At 64.7% G+C, this 16,255-nt stretch carries 11 protein-coding genes; 9 read left to right on the forward strand and 2 right to left on the reverse strand.

Going from position 1 to position 16,255, the window contains the following annotated elements:
• The first annotated feature begins 34 nt into the window (after positions 1–34).
• From AC1DRD_RS13675 to AC1DRD_RS13695, 5 genes are all read left to right on the forward strand, one after another.
• Positions 35–1,567, forward strand: coding sequence for a class I adenylate-forming enzyme family protein (locus tag AC1DRD_RS13675; protein ID WP_478041787.1), 1,533 nt, complete (start codon positions 35–37; stop codon positions 1,565–1,567).
• Positions 1,568–1,596: 29 nt separating this feature from the next.
• Positions 1,597–2,373, forward strand: coding sequence for a thioesterase family protein (locus AC1DRD_RS13680; protein WP_478029314.1), 777 nt, complete (start codon positions 1,597–1,599; stop codon positions 2,371–2,373).
• 133 nt (positions 2,374–2,506) lie between these two features.
• Positions 2,507–3,064 carry an EF-hand domain-containing protein gene (locus AC1DRD_RS13685; protein ID WP_478041788.1) on the forward strand — a complete coding sequence of 186 codons (558 nt, stop codon included), beginning with the start codon at positions 2,507–2,509 and terminating at the stop codon, positions 3,062–3,064.
• Between the two features lie 126 nt (positions 3,065–3,190).
• The gene (locus AC1DRD_RS13690; RefSeq protein ID WP_478029534.1) at positions 3,191–3,910 is read left to right on the forward strand and encodes a response regulator; all 720 of its coding nucleotides are present in this window, start codon (positions 3,191–3,193) and stop codon (positions 3,908–3,910) included.
• Complete coding sequence (locus tag AC1DRD_RS13695; protein WP_478041789.1) at positions 3,907–5,286, forward strand: sensor histidine kinase; 1,380 nt, start codon at positions 3,907–3,909, stop codon at positions 5,284–5,286. The genes AC1DRD_RS13690 and AC1DRD_RS13695 overlap by 4 nt, the downstream gene beginning before the upstream one ends.
• Here the strand turns inward: AC1DRD_RS13695 and AC1DRD_RS13700 are convergent.
• Together AC1DRD_RS13700 and AC1DRD_RS13705 are read right to left on the reverse strand one after the other, a co-directional pair.
• The gene (locus AC1DRD_RS13700; protein ID WP_478041790.1) at positions 5,270–6,766 is read right to left on the reverse strand and encodes an MFS transporter; all 1,497 of its coding nucleotides are present in this window, start codon (positions 6,764–6,766) and stop codon (positions 5,270–5,272) included. The two genes, AC1DRD_RS13695 and AC1DRD_RS13700, sit on opposite strands and share 17 nt — an antisense overlap.
• The gene (locus AC1DRD_RS13705) at positions 6,763–7,824 is read right to left on the reverse strand and encodes a LacI family DNA-binding transcriptional regulator (RefSeq protein WP_478041895.1); all 1,062 of its coding nucleotides are present in this window, start codon (positions 7,822–7,824) and stop codon (positions 6,763–6,765) included. Before AC1DRD_RS13705 ends, AC1DRD_RS13700 begins: the two co-directional genes overlap by 4 nt.
• A gap of 569 nt (positions 7,825–8,393) precedes the next feature.
• Between AC1DRD_RS13705 and AC1DRD_RS13710 the strand changes: the two genes are divergently transcribed.
• Genes AC1DRD_RS13710 through AC1DRD_RS13725 form a run of 4 tightly spaced genes read left to right on the forward strand, consistent with a single transcriptional unit; the run spans position 8,394 to position 16,124 of the window.
• Complete coding sequence (locus AC1DRD_RS13710; RefSeq protein WP_478041791.1) at positions 8,394–11,099, forward strand: TonB-dependent receptor; 2,706 nt, start codon at positions 8,394–8,396, stop codon at positions 11,097–11,099.
• 59 nt (positions 11,100–11,158) lie between these two features.
• Complete coding sequence (locus AC1DRD_RS13715; protein WP_478029319.1) at positions 11,159–12,676, forward strand: tryptophan halogenase family protein; 1,518 nt, start codon at positions 11,159–11,161, stop codon at positions 12,674–12,676.
• Positions 12,673–14,508: an alpha-amylase family glycosyl hydrolase gene (locus tag AC1DRD_RS13720; RefSeq protein WP_478041792.1), complete on the forward strand. Its 1,836-nt coding sequence runs from the start codon at positions 12,673–12,675 to the stop codon at positions 14,506–14,508. Before AC1DRD_RS13715 ends, AC1DRD_RS13720 begins: the two co-directional genes overlap by 4 nt.
• Positions 14,505–16,124 (forward strand): alpha-glucosidase, encoded by a 1,620-nt coding sequence (locus AC1DRD_RS13725; protein ID WP_478041793.1) that lies wholly within the window; start codon positions 14,505–14,507, stop codon positions 16,122–16,124. The genes AC1DRD_RS13720 and AC1DRD_RS13725 overlap by 4 nt, the downstream gene beginning before the upstream one ends.
• The last annotated feature ends 131 nt before the right edge of the window (positions 16,125–16,255 follow it).

Here is a 16,255-nt window from a genome sequence, read left to right on the forward strand (position 1 = left end):
GCCTAGCGATTCGCAGCAAGTTTGAGGAGAGATCATGAGCGCCGACGCCTTGCTCAGCAGTGACTTCGCCACCCTGCCCGACATCATCAGCGAACATGCCAGAGAGCGCGGCGATAAGACGGCGGTGGCCGACACTGAGGGCAGCTTCTCCTATGCCGAGCTCGACGCGATGATGGATCGGGTCGCGGCGGCACTGGAGCAGGACGGAGTCGAGCAGGGGCAGTCGGTGGCGATCATCTCTACCTCCTCGATCGCCTATGCGGCGGTGTTCCTGGGAACGTTGCGTGCCGGCTGCGTCGCGGCGCCGCTCGCGCCATCCTCGACCCCGGAGGCGCTTGCCGCGATGATCGCCGATTGCGGCGCGCCGATCGTCTTCGTCGACGGCGACAATCAGGCCGCCATCGCCGACCAGCGCGTTGCGGCGAAGCAGATCCGCCTCGACACCGCAGAGTTCGAGGCATGGCTGGCGCCGTCGGGGACGAAACCCCGCCCGGTCACGATCACCCCCGCCGATGGCTTCAATATCATCTATTCGTCCGGGACGACGGGTACGCCGAAAGGCATCGTCCAGTCGCACGGCATGCGCTGGTCGCATATCGGTCGCAATTCGGCCGGGGGCTATGGCGACGCGGTGACGATGAATTCGACGCCGCTCTATTCGAACACGACATTGGTCAGTTTCCTCCCCACGCTGGGCTGGGGCGGCACCGTCGTGCTGATGAAGAAATTCGACGCGCGCGCTTTCCTCGAGCTTGCCGAGAAACACCGCGTGACGCACGCGATGTTGGTCCCGATCCAATATCAGCGGATCATGGCGGTGCCCGATTTCGACCGGTTCGATTTGTCGGCGTTCAGGTTCAAGACCTCGACCAGCGCACCTTTTTCGCCCACGCTCAAGGCCGACATCTTGGCGCGCTGGCCGGGTCGGCTGGTTGAATTCTACGGCATGACCGAAGGCGGCGCCTCGACCGGGCTCGACTGTACTGCCTTCCCCGACAAGCTTCACACAGTGGGACAACCGCTACCCGGCCACGACATGCGGCTGATCGACGATGACGGAAACGAAGTTCCGCAAGGCGAGACGGGCGAAGTCGTCGGCCGGTCGCCGGCGATGATGACCGGCTATCACGGCCGGAAGCAGGCGACGGCCGAGGCCGAATGGTACGACAAGGACGGCAATCGCTTCATCCGCCATGGCGATATCGGCCGGTTCGACCAGGATGGCTTCCTGATCCTGATGGACCGCAAGAAGGACCTGATCATCTCGGGCGGCTTCAATATCTATCCGGTCGATATCGAGGTCGTGCTCGAACAGCATCCGGCGGTTCAGGAATGTACCGTGATCGGCGTGCCGTCGGAAAAATGGGGCGAGACGCCGGTCGGCTTTTACGTCCCCAATAGCGGCGTCGATGCTTCGGCCGACGAGATCATGGCGTGGACCAATAACCAGCTCGGCAAGACGCAGCGCCTGTCGACGCTCCATCCGATCGACGAACTGCCGCGAAGCGCGATCGGCAAGGTGCTCAAGCGCGAATTGCGCGACCGCCTGGCCGTGCAGCCGGCATAATCGCAAGAACACAAGAACAAGGGAAATTCATGCCGGGTTTGAAGCAGATCATCGACGCGCTCGAACCGATCGAGGGCGGCTGGCGGAGCAGCATCCCCGATAGCTGGCTGCAGGGGCGCACCAGTTATGGCGGACTGTCGGCGGCGCTCGCGCTCCATGCGGCGCAGCAGTCGGACACCGACCTGCCGCCGCTGCGATCCGCGCTGGTCGCGTTCATCGGGCCCTTGTCCGGCGACGTCGTGATCCGCGCGAGCCGGCTGCGTCGTGGCCGCAACGCCGCCTTCATCCAGGCCGATGTCGAGAGCGAGGCCGGGCTCGGACTGCGCGCGACGTTCGTGTTCATGAGCGCGGTCGACTCCAAGCTCGATCATCAGGTCGGCACCGCCCCCGACTTTCCGCGCCCGCAGGCCGGCGACACGACCTTCAAGGGCAATTCGGCGGTCTCCTTCGCGCAGAATTTCGAGCTACTCGACCGGCGCGACGCGACGGTCGGTCCGGCCGAGTGGTTGCGCTGGGTGCGGCTGAACGAGCGCGAGGGACTCGATCCGATGGTTGAGCTGATCGCGGTGGCCGATTGCCTGCCGCCCGCCGCGCTCAAGCTGATCGGCGGACCCGCGCCATGCAGCTCGATGACCTGGCAGCTCAACCTGCTCGGCGCGCAGCCGCGAACCACTGACGGCTGGTGGCTGCTCAGGACCAATGCCGATTACGCCAAGGCGGGAAGCTCGAGCCAGGAAATGATGATCTGGAACGCCGATGGCGAGCCCGTCGCCGAGCAAATGCAAAGCGTCGCCATCTTCGCCTGACGCGGGGGTTTTTCACTTATCGCGCGACAATTTGCGACAATTTCGCCGTGGACTGACATGCGCGGGAGACACAGAGGTACCACAAGTCCTCGGACGGCAGGGAATGACCCTTCGCCCGATCGAGGACAACGGGATGAATCGAGTGTTTCTTGCCGCGGCGCTCGCGAGCGCAAGCTTCATGGCGGTAGCGCTGGTCGGGCCGACCGCGGCGCAGACCACCCCGGCCGCCAGAGGCGATGCCAATGGCGACGGCGTGCTCTCGCGCGACGAAGCCATGGCACAGGCCGATGCGCGGTTCGATCGCATGGACGCGAACAAGGACGGCAAGCTGACGCCCGACGAAATGCAGCCGCGCAGGCCGATGGGCGGAGCCGAGGCGCCGCCGCCTCCCCCGCCGCCGGCTGATGGCGCGTCTCCTCCGCCGCCTCAGGCCGGCCCAGCCGGCCGCGGCTTCGGTGGGCGGATGTTCGCCCGGCTGGATACCAACGGCGACGGCGTGATCGATCGCGAGGAATATCGCGCGCTGGCTGCGCAGCGCTTCGACCGCATGGATACCAACAAGGACGGAAAGGTCGATGCCGCCGAGCGCCAAGCGGCGCGCGACGCAATGGAACAGATGCGCGGTCGGCGCGGCAACGGCGGAGACGCACCGCCCCCGCCCCCCGCATCAACGGACAAGCCCGGGCAGTAATCCCCATATGCCCAGGCTGCCGGGCGGGTGCCCCTCCTCACCCGCCCGGCCCTCCACCCTTTCCTCATTGGGCCTTTTCGCCATCAGGGCTTTTCAGGGGGACGATTGATGCTTAGCGAAGTGCCGATGGGCGGCATTCCCCACATCCTTCTGGTCGACGACGAGCGCTCGATCCGTGAACCGCTCGCCCAGTATCTGACCAAGCAGGGCTTTCGCGTCACCCAGGCGGGCGATGCCGAAAGCGCGCGCACGCGGATGGCGGCCTATGCCATCGACCTGGTCATCCTCGACATCATGATGCCGGGCGAGGACGGGTTGAGCCTGTGTCGCCATATCCGCGCGACCGGCGATATTCCCGTGGTCCTGTTGACCGCCAAGAGCGAGGAGACCGACCGCATCGTCGGGCTCGAAATGGGTGCCGACGATTATGTCGTCAAACCCTTCTCGCCTCGCGAACTGGCGACGCGCGCCCGCGTCATCCTCCGCCGCGCAGCCGGCAGCGGTGCACGTCAGCACGCGCCCGAAAGCGGATCCTACGCCTTTGCCGGCTGGGTATTGAAGTCCGGCGAACGCGCGCTGGTCGATCGCGAAGGCGTGTCGGTGCCGTTGTCGACCGGCGAATATAATCTGCTGCTGGCGCTGGTGCTGCGCCCGCGCCAGGTCCTCACGCGCGACCAGTTGCTCGATCTGACCCAGGGGCGCGAGGCGATGGCGTTCGATCGTGCGATCGATAACCAGGTCAGCCGGCTGCGGCGCAAGATCGAGCCCGATCCCAAGAACCCGACCGTGATCAAGACGGTATGGGGCGGCGGCTACACGCTTGCCGCGGAAGTCACGCGACTATGAGGTTGTGGCCGCGCAATCTCCCGGGCCAGATGGCGGTACTGGTCGCCATCGCCTTGTTCACTGCGCAAGCCGTCAATTTCGGGCTGAGCTTGCGTGATCGCCAGGCATTCCGGCTTGAACAGACGGTTGGGCCCGTCGCAGCACGGATCGTCGACGCGTCGCAGGGACCCCGCAACCGGCATGACCAGCCACTCGACATCGCGGCCGCCCCTCCGGTCGGCGACGAGACGCCTTGGGACCGGTTCCGCTCGCGCCCCTGGCCGTCCAATCCGGTCGAAGGCGGGCTGCGGCGGCGACCCGATATCGAGGAAGCGTTGCGCGCGCGCCTCAACGAGGCGGGAGTTCCGGTTGGCCAGATAGTGACAGGAATCCGTCCGCTGCGGTCCGACGACCCACGTTTCGGCAAGATGTCGCGCGTCCGGGCGCAGCGCTATCGCTTCGTACGGCACGAGCTATTGATCGCCGTTGAACAACCCAAGGTCGGCTGGTGGGCGGCCTCGGTGCCCTGGCAGGATTCGGAATGGCCGTTCCTGTCGCGGCTAATCGGCCAGACATTGGTACTCTACGCGATTGTGTTGCTGCCGGTGTTGCTGGCGACGCGTCGTATCGCCCAGCCGCTGAGGTCGCTGGCCAAGGCGGCGCAGCGTTTCCATCCCGGCGAAGCCGATGGCCCGATCGCCGAGAGCGGGCCGCATGACGTCCGCACGCTGATCAGCGCGTTCAACGACCTGCGCACGCGCGTGAGCGCGATGCTCGAGGAAAAGGACCGCATGCTGGGCGCGATCGGACACGATCTGCGCACGCCGCTGGCCGCGCTCCGCGTCCGCATCGAATCGGTCGAGGATGACGACGACCGCGCGCGCATGGCGGACACGATCGACGAGATGAATCGCACACTCGACGACATCCTGTCGCTGGCGCGGTTGGGGCGGCCGAGCGAGCAGGCGACCGAAGTCGACCTCGCCGCTTTGGTCGATGCGGTGGTCGAGGATTTCCGCGACCTCGGCATGCCGGTCGAGTTCACCGAGGTCGAACGGTTGACGATGCATTTGCGGCCATCGCTGATGCGGCGCGCGATCCGCAATTTGATCGAGAACGCAGTCAAATATGGTGGCGGCGCCGAGGTGTTCCTGCGATCCGACGCCAAGGCGGTCGAGATCGTGGTGTGCGACAAGGGCCCGGGCATCCCGCCCGATCGCATCCCCGAGGTGTTCGAGGCGTTCACGCGGATCGAGGGATCGCGCAACAAGGAAACCGGCGGCATCGGCCTTGGCCTGGCGCTGGCCCGGGCGATCGTCCGCGAGGCGCGCGGCGACATCCGGCTGGAAAACCGCGCCGAAGGCGGCCTCGCGGCGACGATCACGCTGCCGCGTTAGGCTCCGCGCCCGTCTTCACCCGCAGCATCGACGCCGCCGCGAGTACCAGCACGATCGCACCGCACGCCATCGTCCAGACCGGCTCGGTCGGAAAGAAAGTGCGGATGATCGCGCCCATCACCGTCGCGACCAGCAGCTGCGGCAGCACGATGAAGAAGTTGAAGATACCCATGTAGATACCGAGTTTGTGCTGCGGCAGCACGCCGGCGAGGATGACGTAGGGCATCGTCAGGATCGACGCCCAGGTGAAGCCGATCCCGATCATCGGCAGCAGCAACAATTGCTGATCGCGAATGACCAGCAGCGAGGCGAAGCTGACGGCGCCGATCAACAGGCACAGCATATGAGTCTTCTGCGCCCCGATCCGCTTGGCCAGCAACGGCAATACGAACGCGGCGAGCGCAGCGACACCGTTATAGACCGAGAACAGCACCCCGACCCAATCGGCGCCGTCGTTATACGCCTTCGCCGTCGTGTCGGTGGAATGGAACACATACTGCGCCACCACCGGCGTGGTGTAGATCCACATGATGAACAGCGCGACCCAGGAGAAGAACTGGACCAGCGCCAGCCGCTTCATCTGGTCGGGCATCCGCGACAGATCGCTCATGATCTGCACCAGCGCGCTATCGCCGCCACCGCGCACCATCATCGCGGCGATCAGGCCAAGAATGCCGAACGCCGCGAGCGCCCCACCAAGCACGTAGAGATCGCGCTCGAGCGCGAACCGCCAGACGCCCGCGACGACCACCAAGCCGGCCAGCAACCACCACCAACCGCCACGCGGAGCGATCGGCGTTTCATGCTCTGCCCCGGCGTCGACCGCATCGAAACCACGCATCTGTTCGGGCGAATATTCGCGCGTCGTCAGCACGGTCCACAACACCGCCGCGAAGATCATCACCGCGCCCAGATAGAAAGCGTAGCGGACCGAAGATGGAATCTCCCCCGCCGCCGCCACATTGCTGACGCCCAACTTCGCCATCGCGAATGGCGCAAGGCTGCCGATCACCGCGCCCGCACCGATGAAGCCTGTTTGGAACGCATAGCCTGCGGTCCGCTGCGACGGCGCGACCATGTCGCCGACGAACGCACGGAATGGCTCCATCGACACGTTGATCGAGGCATCGAGCATCCACAGCAACAAAGCCGCGGCGAGCAAGGTCGTCGCATTCGGCATGCCGAGTAGCGCAAGCGCTGCCAGCACCGCGCCTACCAGGAAATAAGGTCGCCGACGCCCGAACCGCCCCCAGGTCCGATCGCTGAAATGGCCGATCAGCGGCTGCACGACCAACCCGGTGACCGGCGCCGCTATCGCCAACAGCGCCAGGCTGCCGACATCGCTACCCAGGGTCTGGAAAATACGACTGATGTTCGCATTCTGCAGCCCGAACGCGATCTGAATGCCGAAAAAGCCGAACGAAATGTTCCACAGCCCGCGCCAGGTCTGGCGCGGCTTCTCCGCCGAAAGTGTGCTCATGCCCGGGGCGCCGTCGAGCGTCGAACGACCAACCGTGGCGGCAGCATCGCCGCCTCGACCGGCTGCGCGCGAATCTGGCGCAGCAGGGTATCGACCAACATCGCGCCCGCCTTGGCGTAATCCTGCGCGATCGTGGTCAGCGGCGGATGCGACAAGCTCGCCGCCGGAATATCGTCGAAGCCGACGATCGACACGTCGCCCGGCACGCTGAGCCCTGCTCCCTCGAATGCCCGCATCGCGCCGATCGCGATGAGGTCGCTGCCCGCGAAGACCGCATCGAACGCGACGCCGCGCCGCAACAGCTCGATCGCCGCTTCGTACCCCGACGCCTCGGTGGTGATCGCGTCGACCTGAAGCGCCGGATCGGGGTCGATCCCCGCTTCGAGCATTGCCGAACACGCGCCACGATAGCGATCGGCGAGTTCGGGCGAATGGCTCGACACCTGTCCAAGGAAGGCGATCCGGCGGCGCCCCAACCCGATCAGATGCGCGCCCGCATCGCGCCCGCCGCGCACATTGTCGCAGCCGATCGTCGTCCCCGGTTGACCGGTCTGGACCGATCCCCAGCGCACGAAATGCGTGCCTTGCGCCTCGAGCTGTTCGAGCCGCGCGCGATACGTTTCGTAATCGCCATAGCCGAGCAGGATGATACCGTCGGCCTTGTGGCTGTCCTCATAATCGACATGCCAGTTCGATGAGAGCTGCTGGAACGAGGTAAGCAGGTCATAGCCGCGCAGCGCGCAGGTTCGCGCGATCGACCCCAGCATGGAGAGGAAGAACGGGTTGATCAGCGAATCGTCGGGGGTCGGATCCTCGAAGAACAACAGCGCCAGCGTGTTGGTGTGGCGGCTGCGCAGCGAGGACGCGTTCTTGTCGACCTTGTAATTGAGCTGCGCCGCGATCGCCTCGATCCGCTTGCGCGTTGCTTCGCTGACCGTCGGATCGCCACGTAGCGCACGCGACACGGTCGGTTGGGATACGCCCGCGCGTTGCGCGATATCGAAGGACGTCGGTTTGTCGGTTAGCATCGCCCGACGGCTTCTCCCGCTGCCGGCCATCGCCTGCGGCCGGTTGGGGGCGAGTGTAGCGGGCAGCGCGGCGGCGCGATAGAGCCCGCGCGCATAACGAGTGTCCGGCAAATCGTCCCTCCCCAACCGCCCTCTGTCCTGGGGCGATCGTTGGAGCCTAGGCGAGCGGCGCGAGGGTCGGAACGCCATCACATACGTATTCAGCCGGCAGTGTCGGTGCGCGTGGGACCGCGCGGAGAAACGTCGGCCGTGATGAGGTAAGCCCTCTCCCGCCTGCGGGAGAGGGAGGGGCCCGCCGCCATCAGGCGGTGGGAGGGTGAGGGTCTTCTTTCTTGTTCTCGTCCAGACCGCCTGGAAGAAGGAAGAAGACCCTCACCCAACCCTCTCCCGCTTGCGGGAGAGGGCTATAGAAAGGGAGGCCAGAACCTGATCCCCAGCGATGCAGCGGGGCAACACCGCCTTACGCATAATCCTGAATACGTATGTGGCCAACTTGGCCCCATCCCCGCTGCAACATAAGCGCAGCATATCTGCACGCGCCATGTGGGCCGCGTTGATGCCGCCAGCCAAATATGGTGCGGCCGCAAGGGGAGGAATTGATGACTGCTTTCCGTTCGAACCGTCGTACCCAGCTTGCCCTGCGCGCAAGCGGCATCGCGCTTGCCGGCGCGCTGACGGTGATCGCGTCGCCGGCACTCGCGCAGACTGCGCCCACGGCGGCGGCTCCGCAGGCCGACGATCAGGCAAACGCCGATACGTCGCAGGACATCGTCGTCAGCGGCTTCCGCGCAGCATTGGCCAGCGCGACCGCCAAGAAGCGGAATTCGGAACAGATCGTCGAATCGGTGTCGTCGGAAGATATCGGCAAGCTGCCCGATAACGGCATCGGCGAGTCGATCGCGCGCCTGCCCGGTATCTCCGCGCAGCGCAGCGCCGGACGCGCCAACATCATCTCGATCCGCGGTTTCGGCCCGGACTTCTCGACGACGACGCTCAACGGCCGTCAACAGACCACGACCAATGACAGCCGCGCCGTCGAATTCGATCAATATCCGTCGGAAGTCCTGGCGGGCGTCGACGTCTACAAATCGTCGGAAGCGGATCTCACCGCCGGCGGGCTGGTCGGCAGCATCAACCTGCGCACCATCCGTCCGCTCGACGTCAGCAAGCGCATCCTCGCGATCGGCGCGCGCGGCACCTATGTCGACCAGAAGCTGCAGCCGGGAACGAGTGACCTGGGCTATCGCGTCTATGGCACGTTCGTCGACAAGTTCGCCGACGATCGGATCGGTATCGCGCTGTCGGCCGCTTACACCGACGAGCCTTATCAGACGCGCGACTGGAACGCCTGGGGATACGGCGCTTACGGGCCGAACCAATATGGCATGAACGGCGTCAAGACCTGGTCCGAGTCGGACAAGCTGAAGCGGTTCGGGGCCAATGGCACGATCCAGGTGAAGGCAAGCGATGACCTGATGCTGACGGTCGACGGCTTCTATTCTCGTTTCGTCGACCGGATCGATCAGCGCGGCATCGAAATGCCGTTCAACTGCGGCGGTGGCTGCGGGCACGATCAGATTCTGAGCTACACCGCGGATTCGCGCGGGCTCGTGACGTCGGCGACGATCAAGGGAACGCCGGTCATCGAGAATTATGCGAATGACCGCGTGGCCAGCACCTACTCGCTCGCCGGCAACCTGAAGTGGGACAATGGCGGGTCGACACGCGCCCTGTTCGACGCGAGCTGGTCGCGCACGGATCGCAGGGACGACCGGCTGGAAACCACCGCCGGTCTTGGCCGCGCACTGCCGAACCCGACGGCGACAGTGAGCTATAAGCTGACCGACAAGGGGCCGGTCTTTACCAGCGACTATAACGGCGCCAGCTCCGCATTGGTGCTGACCGACGTCGAAGGCTGGTCGGGCACGCCCGTCCAGGCAGGCTATGACAAAATTCGTAAGAGCAAGGACGATCTGATCGAGCTGCGTGGCGAGATCGAGCAGGACATCGGCAACTTCGTCAAATCGATCAAGGTCGGTGTCGACTATACCTATCGCACCAAGGTGCTGACCCAGGATGAGGCGTTTCTGTCACCACCGGGCGGCGCGACGACCGCTGCGATCCCGTCGAATCTGATCCTTAGCCCGGTACAGCTGGACCGGGGGTTCGGGCCGATCTTGGCTTACGATCCGCGAACCCTGGTTGCGAACAATGTGCTCGTCTACGTGCCCAATACCTCCGGCGCGTCGCAGGCCTATGACGTGACCGAAGAGGTCTGGACCCCATACGCCATGGCCAATCTGAACGCCGATCTCGGAGCAGTAAAACTCACCGGCAATATCGGCGTGCAGGGAATTCGCACAGCGCTCACGTCGAAGGGTGCGACCAAGCCGACCGTCAGGGATTCCTATTGGATCGTGCTGCCCAGTATGAATCTCAACTTCCGTTTTCCGAACGACTTCGTGATCCGGTTCGCCGCGTCGCAGCAGATCATGCGCCCCCGTATGGATCAGCTGACCAATATCGTGAACTTCGGCATCGATAATACCCGTACGCCACCGATCTATGTCGGCAGCGGCGGCAACGCGCTGTTGCGCCCATATAAGGCGACGGCGTTCGATCTCAACTTCGAGAAATACTTCGGGTCGAAGGGCTATATCGCGCTCCAGACCTTCTACAAGCACATCAATACCTATATTGACCCCAGCGCGTTCGATCTCAACTTCGATTATTCGGGTTTCCCCACTCCCCCCGGCAATGTGCCGTCTTCGCCCATTGGCCAGTTCAGCGGCCCGGTGAATACGCATGGCGGGCACATTTACGGTATCGAGGCCGCCGGCACGCTGCCATTCGACCTGTTCACCAAGGCGCTTTCCGGCTTCGGCCTGACCGGCGGTTTCGGTTATACCGAAACGAAGGTGAAGGACTTTGCCGGTCGGGTCACGGTCATCCCCGGCTATTCGAAATATGTCGGCAATTTGACGGTCTATTACGAAGCCGACGGGTTCAGTCTGCGCGGCAGCATGCGGTATCGCTCCGGCTTCCTCGGCGATTTCTCGCTGTTCAGCGGCGGTCTTGATCGTCAGCAAGTGCTGGCGGAAACCGTCTATGACGCACAGGTCGGCTACGATTTCCCCGCGACATCCGCATTGCATGGGCTCTCGTTGTACGTTCAGGGCCAAAATCTGACCGACACGCGGTCGGCGACGGTTGCCGACGTGAATGGCGCAGCATTCCCCGGCGCCTGGCTCAAATATCAGACCTATGGCCGCCGCGTCGTCGGAGGCTTCACTTTAAAGTTCTGATACACGAACAGCCTCGCCGGTTCCGGCCGGCGAGGCACATTCGATGGTGAAGGCCTGACATGACTGAACCCACGTCGCTCGACATCGTCATCGCCGGCGGCGGGACGGCGGGATGGACGGCCGCGGCCATCCTCGCCCGCTTCCTCGGCAATCGCGCGACGATCACCCTGGTCGAATCCGATGCGATCGGCACGGTCGGTGTCGGCGAGGCAACGATCCCCCAGATCCACAATCTGATCATCGGACTGGGGCTCGACCAGGCCGAGTTCCTGCGGCGGACCAACGCGACCTTCAAGCTGGGGATCGAGTTCAGCGACTGGCTGCGTCCCGGCCATCGCTACATCCACAGCTTCGGCCAGGTCGGGCGCGGCGTCGGGCTGATTCCGTTCCGCCAGCTCTGGCTGCGCGGCCGGCATCTCGACGTCGCGGGTGATTATGGCGATTACAGCTATAACGTCGCCGCCACGCGGCTGGGGCGGTTCGCTACTACCGAGGGGCGCGACGGCAAACCGACCGAGCTTGCTTATGCCTATCATTTCGATGCAGCGCTGTTCGCGCAGATGCTGCGCGACTATGCCGAGGAACGCGGCGTCCGACGGGTCGAAGGGCTGATCGAAAAGGTCGAGCGCGACGCCGAAACGGGCGATATCCGCGCACTGCGGCTCGACCGCGACCGCGAGATCGCAGGTTCGTTCTTCATCGATTGCACCGGTTTCCGCAGCCTGTTGCTCGGCGATGCGCTCGGCGTTCCGTTCGTCGACTGGCGCCGCTTCCTGCCCTGCGACACGGCCTTGGCTGTGCCGAGCGAAACGCGCCCCGAGCTGCGCCCCTACACCCAGTCGATGGCGCGCCCCGCCGGCTGGCAATGGCGCATCCCGCTGCAGCATCGCACCGGCAACGGCCATGTCTTCTGCTCCGACTTCATGTCGGTCGATGAGGCAAGCGAATTGCTGCTCGCCAATGTCGAGGGCAAGGCGCTTGCCGATCCCCGCCCGATCCGATTCACCAGCGGGCATCGGCAGGATTTCTGGTCGCATAATTGCGTCGCTTTGGGCCTTGCCGCGGGCTTTATGGAGCCGCTCGAATCGACCAGCATCCATCTCGTCCAGTCGGGTCTCGGGCGCCTGCTCACTCTGCTGTCGGGCGACTTGTCGAACGTCGCTATCGCGCGCGACACGTTCAACCGCCTGTCGACCATCGAGTGGCAGCGCATCCGCGACTTCATCGTCCTGCATTACATCGCCAACGACCGAATCGGCGAGCCGTTCTGGGATCATTGCCGGGCGATCGAGCTGCCGGCGACGCTGGCGGAAAAGATCGCCCTGTTCCGCGAAGCCGGCGCGTTCGTCCGCGAGGAGGACGAGCTCTTTCTCGACGACAGCTGGGGTCAGGTGATGATCGGCCAGGGCATCATGCCGCGCAGCTGGTCGCCGCTCGCCGACAACGTTCCCGGGCAGGATGTCGGGCCGTTCCTCGACACGCTCGCCAAGTCCTATCGCGTCAAAGCGGAGACGCTGCCCAGCCATCGCGACTTCGTCACGTCGTTGACGGGCGACGCTCTGGAGAAACAAACATGATCCGCCGCTCGTTGCTCACCGCCTTGCTCGCGACCGCGCTCGTGCAACCGGCGCTGGCGTCGCCGGAAACCGCCCCGGCAACGGCGCCGGCCACCAACTATCGCGACCGCCTGCCCGAGGACGAGGTGATCTATTTCGTCCTGCCCGACCGGTTCGAGAATGGCGATCCGAAGAACGACACCGGCAGCCTCAAGGGCGATCGGCTCGTCACCGGTTTCGATCCGACCGCCAAGGGCTTCTATCATGGCGGCGACCTCAAGGGCCTGCTCAAGCGGATCGACTATATCCAGGCGCTGGGCGCGACCGCGATCTGGGTCGGCCCGATCTTCAAGAACAAGGCAGTGCAAGGCCCTAGGGGCAACGAATCCGCCGGCTATCACGGCTATTGGATCACCGATTTCACCCAGGTCGATCCGCATTTCGGCACCAATGCCGACTTCAAGGCGCTGGTCGACGCGGCGCATGCGCGCGGGATGAAGGTCTATATGGACATCATCGCCAACCACACCGCGGACGTGATCAAATATCGCGAGTGCGAGGCGGACAAACCCTGTGCGTACCGCAGCCGTGCCGACTATCCGTACACGCGCAAAGGCGGCGTGAGCGGCCCGGCGATCAATCCCGGCTTCCTGGGCGACGGCGTCGCCACGTCGGAGAATTTCGCCAGGCTAACCGATCCGAGTTGGGCCTACACCCCTTACCTCCCCAAGGGGGAGGAGAAGGCCAAGGTTCCGGCCTGGCTCAACGACCCGATCTATTACCACAATCGCGGCGATTCGACCTTCTCGACCGAAGATTCGCAGCTCGGCGACTTCTCCGGGCTCGACGATCTGATGACCGAAAATCCGCGCGTGATCGCGGGCATGATCGACATTTTCGGCAAGTGGATCGACGATTTCGGGATCGACGGTTACCGCATCGATACCGCGCAGCACGTCGACCCCGCCTTCTGGCGGGCGTTCGTCCCCGCGATGCTCGCCCGGGCCAAGGCGAAGGGCATTCCCAACTTCCACATCTTCGGCGAAGTCTTCACCGGCGACCTCGACGTCGCGCGGCTCGCCGCGCACACCCGCGTCGACAAATTACCGGCCGTGCTCGACTTCGCGTTCGAGCGCGCGGTGGCCGACACCGTCGCGCGCGGCGCGCCGACCAGCGAACTGTTCCACATGTTCTTCGGCGACCCCGCTTATGCGAATGGCGAGGCGACCGCGCGGACATTGCCGACCTTTCTCGGCAATCACGACATGGGCCGCTTCTCGATGTTCGTGAAGGCGGGCATGCCGCAGGCGAGCGACGACGAAGTGCTCAAGCGGGTCATTCTTGGCCATGCCATGTTGCTGACGCTGCGCGGGGTGCCGACGATCTATTATGGCGACGAGCAGGGTTTCGTCAGCAAGGGCAACGACCAGCTGGCGCGCGAGGACATGTTCGCCAGCAAAGTCGCGGTGTATAACGACACCAAGCTGCTCGGCACGACCAAGACCACGGCCACTCCGAGCTTCGGCACCGACAATCCCATCTTCAAGACGATCGCCGAACTCGCGCGCATCCGCACCAGCCACCACGCGCTGACCCGGGGGCGCCAGGTGCCGCGCGCCTGGGGCGACAAGCCTGGTCTGTTCGCGGTGTCGCGGTTCGATCCCGACACCGGCAAGGAAGTGCTGATCGCGTTCAACACCTCCGCCGCGCCGCTTAACGCCAACGTGCTGGTCGACGACACATCCACTGCTTTCACCGCGCTGCATGGCGCGTGCGAAGCCAAAGCCGCCGCGCCGGGTAGCCTCAAGGTCAGCCTCGCTCCTCTCGACTTCATCATTTGCGAGGCCCAGTGAACGACGCCGCCCGCTTGCCCTCCGTCCAGACCGCGCGCGAATGGTGGCGTGGGGCGGCGATCTATCAGATCTATCCGCGCAGCTTCGCCGACACCAATGGCGACGGCATCGGCGACTTGCCCGGCATCGCCGCGCATCTCGACCATGTCGCCAGCCTGGGCGTCGACGCGATCTGGCTGTCGCCCTTCTTCACCTCGCCGATGCTTGATTTCGGCTATGACGTGGCCGATTATTGCGACGTCGATCCGATCTTCGGCACGCTGGCCGATTTCGACGCGTTGGTCGCCCGCGCCCATGCGCTGGGGCTCAAGGTGCTGATCGACCAGGTCTATTCGCACAGCAGCGACCGCCACCCCTGGTTCCTGGAAAGCCGCGCCGATCGCACCAACCCCAAAGCGGACTGGTATGTCTGGGCCGATGCCCGGGCCGACGGTTCGCCGCCGAACAATTGGCAGTCGGTGTTCGGCGGCCCCGCCTGGACCTGGAGCGCGCCGCGGCGGCAATATTACATGCACAATTTCCTGCCCGAACAGCCGCAGCTCCATATGCATTTGCCGGCCGTGCAGGACGCGATGCTCGAGGTGGCGAAATTCTGGCTCGACCGCGGCGTCGATGGCTTCCGCATCGATGCGATCAACTTTTCGATGCACGACCCCGCGTTGACCGACAATCCGCCGGCGCCTCCGGGTCCGCGCACGCGCTCGTTCGATTTCCAGCTCCACGTCCACAATCAGAGCCAACCGGAAATCCCGACATTCCTCGAGCGGCTCCGCGCCTTGCTCGACCGCTACGGCGCGACCTTCACCGTCGCGGAGGTCGGCGGCCCGAGCCCCGAGGCCGAGATGCACGCCTTCACCCAGGGCGATCAGCGCCTCAATTCGGCCTACGGCTTCAATTTCCTCTACGCCGACAGCCTGACGCCCGCTTTGGTGCGCGACGCGCTCGCGCAATGGCCCGATACGCCCGGGACCGGCTGGCCAAGCTGGGCGTTCGAGAATCACGATGCGCCGCGCGCCATCTCGCGCTGGGCCACGCCCGAACATCGCGACGCCTTCGCGCGGATGAAGCTGATGCTGCTCATCTCGCTGCGCGGCAATGTCTTCCTCTACAATGGCGAAGAGCTGGGCCTCACTCAGGTCGACATCCCGTTCGAGGCGCTGCGCGATCCCGAAGCGATCGCCAACTGGCCGCTGACCTTGTCGCGCGACGGCGCGCGCACGCCGATGCCCTGGCGCGCCGACGCCAACGACCATGCCGGGTTCAGTTCGAGCACGCCATGGTTGCCGATTGGCACAGATCATCTGGCGCTGGCGGTCGATCGCCAGAATCAGGATCCGAACTCTTTGCTCAACCTGACGCGCCATCTGCTCGCGTTCCGGCACGCCAGCGAGGCATTGATGCGCGGCGATGCGCGCGTAATCGAAGCGAGCGAGACGATCCTGGCGATCGAACGGTCGGCGGACGACGAGACCATGCTGTGCGTGTTCAACCTGTCACCCCGACCGGCCGAATGGCGCCCTGCCCAACCCGATCGCTGGCATGCCGAGGAAACCGTCGGCCAAGTGACCGACTGGCGATTTGTCGGCTACGCGGCGGTAATCGCGCGGCGGATATAAGCGAGCCGGAGCGACCAACCGCTGCGCGGCCAACAGCAGTTACTAACCGCGGTCGGCCTGACGCCCAAAATAGCGTTTGGCTTCCCAATCACATCGTAATCGCTTGCTTGCTTTGCTTTTTTCGGGCGAGC

Source organism: Sphingomonas sp. P4_G2 (genome assembly GCF_056401155.1).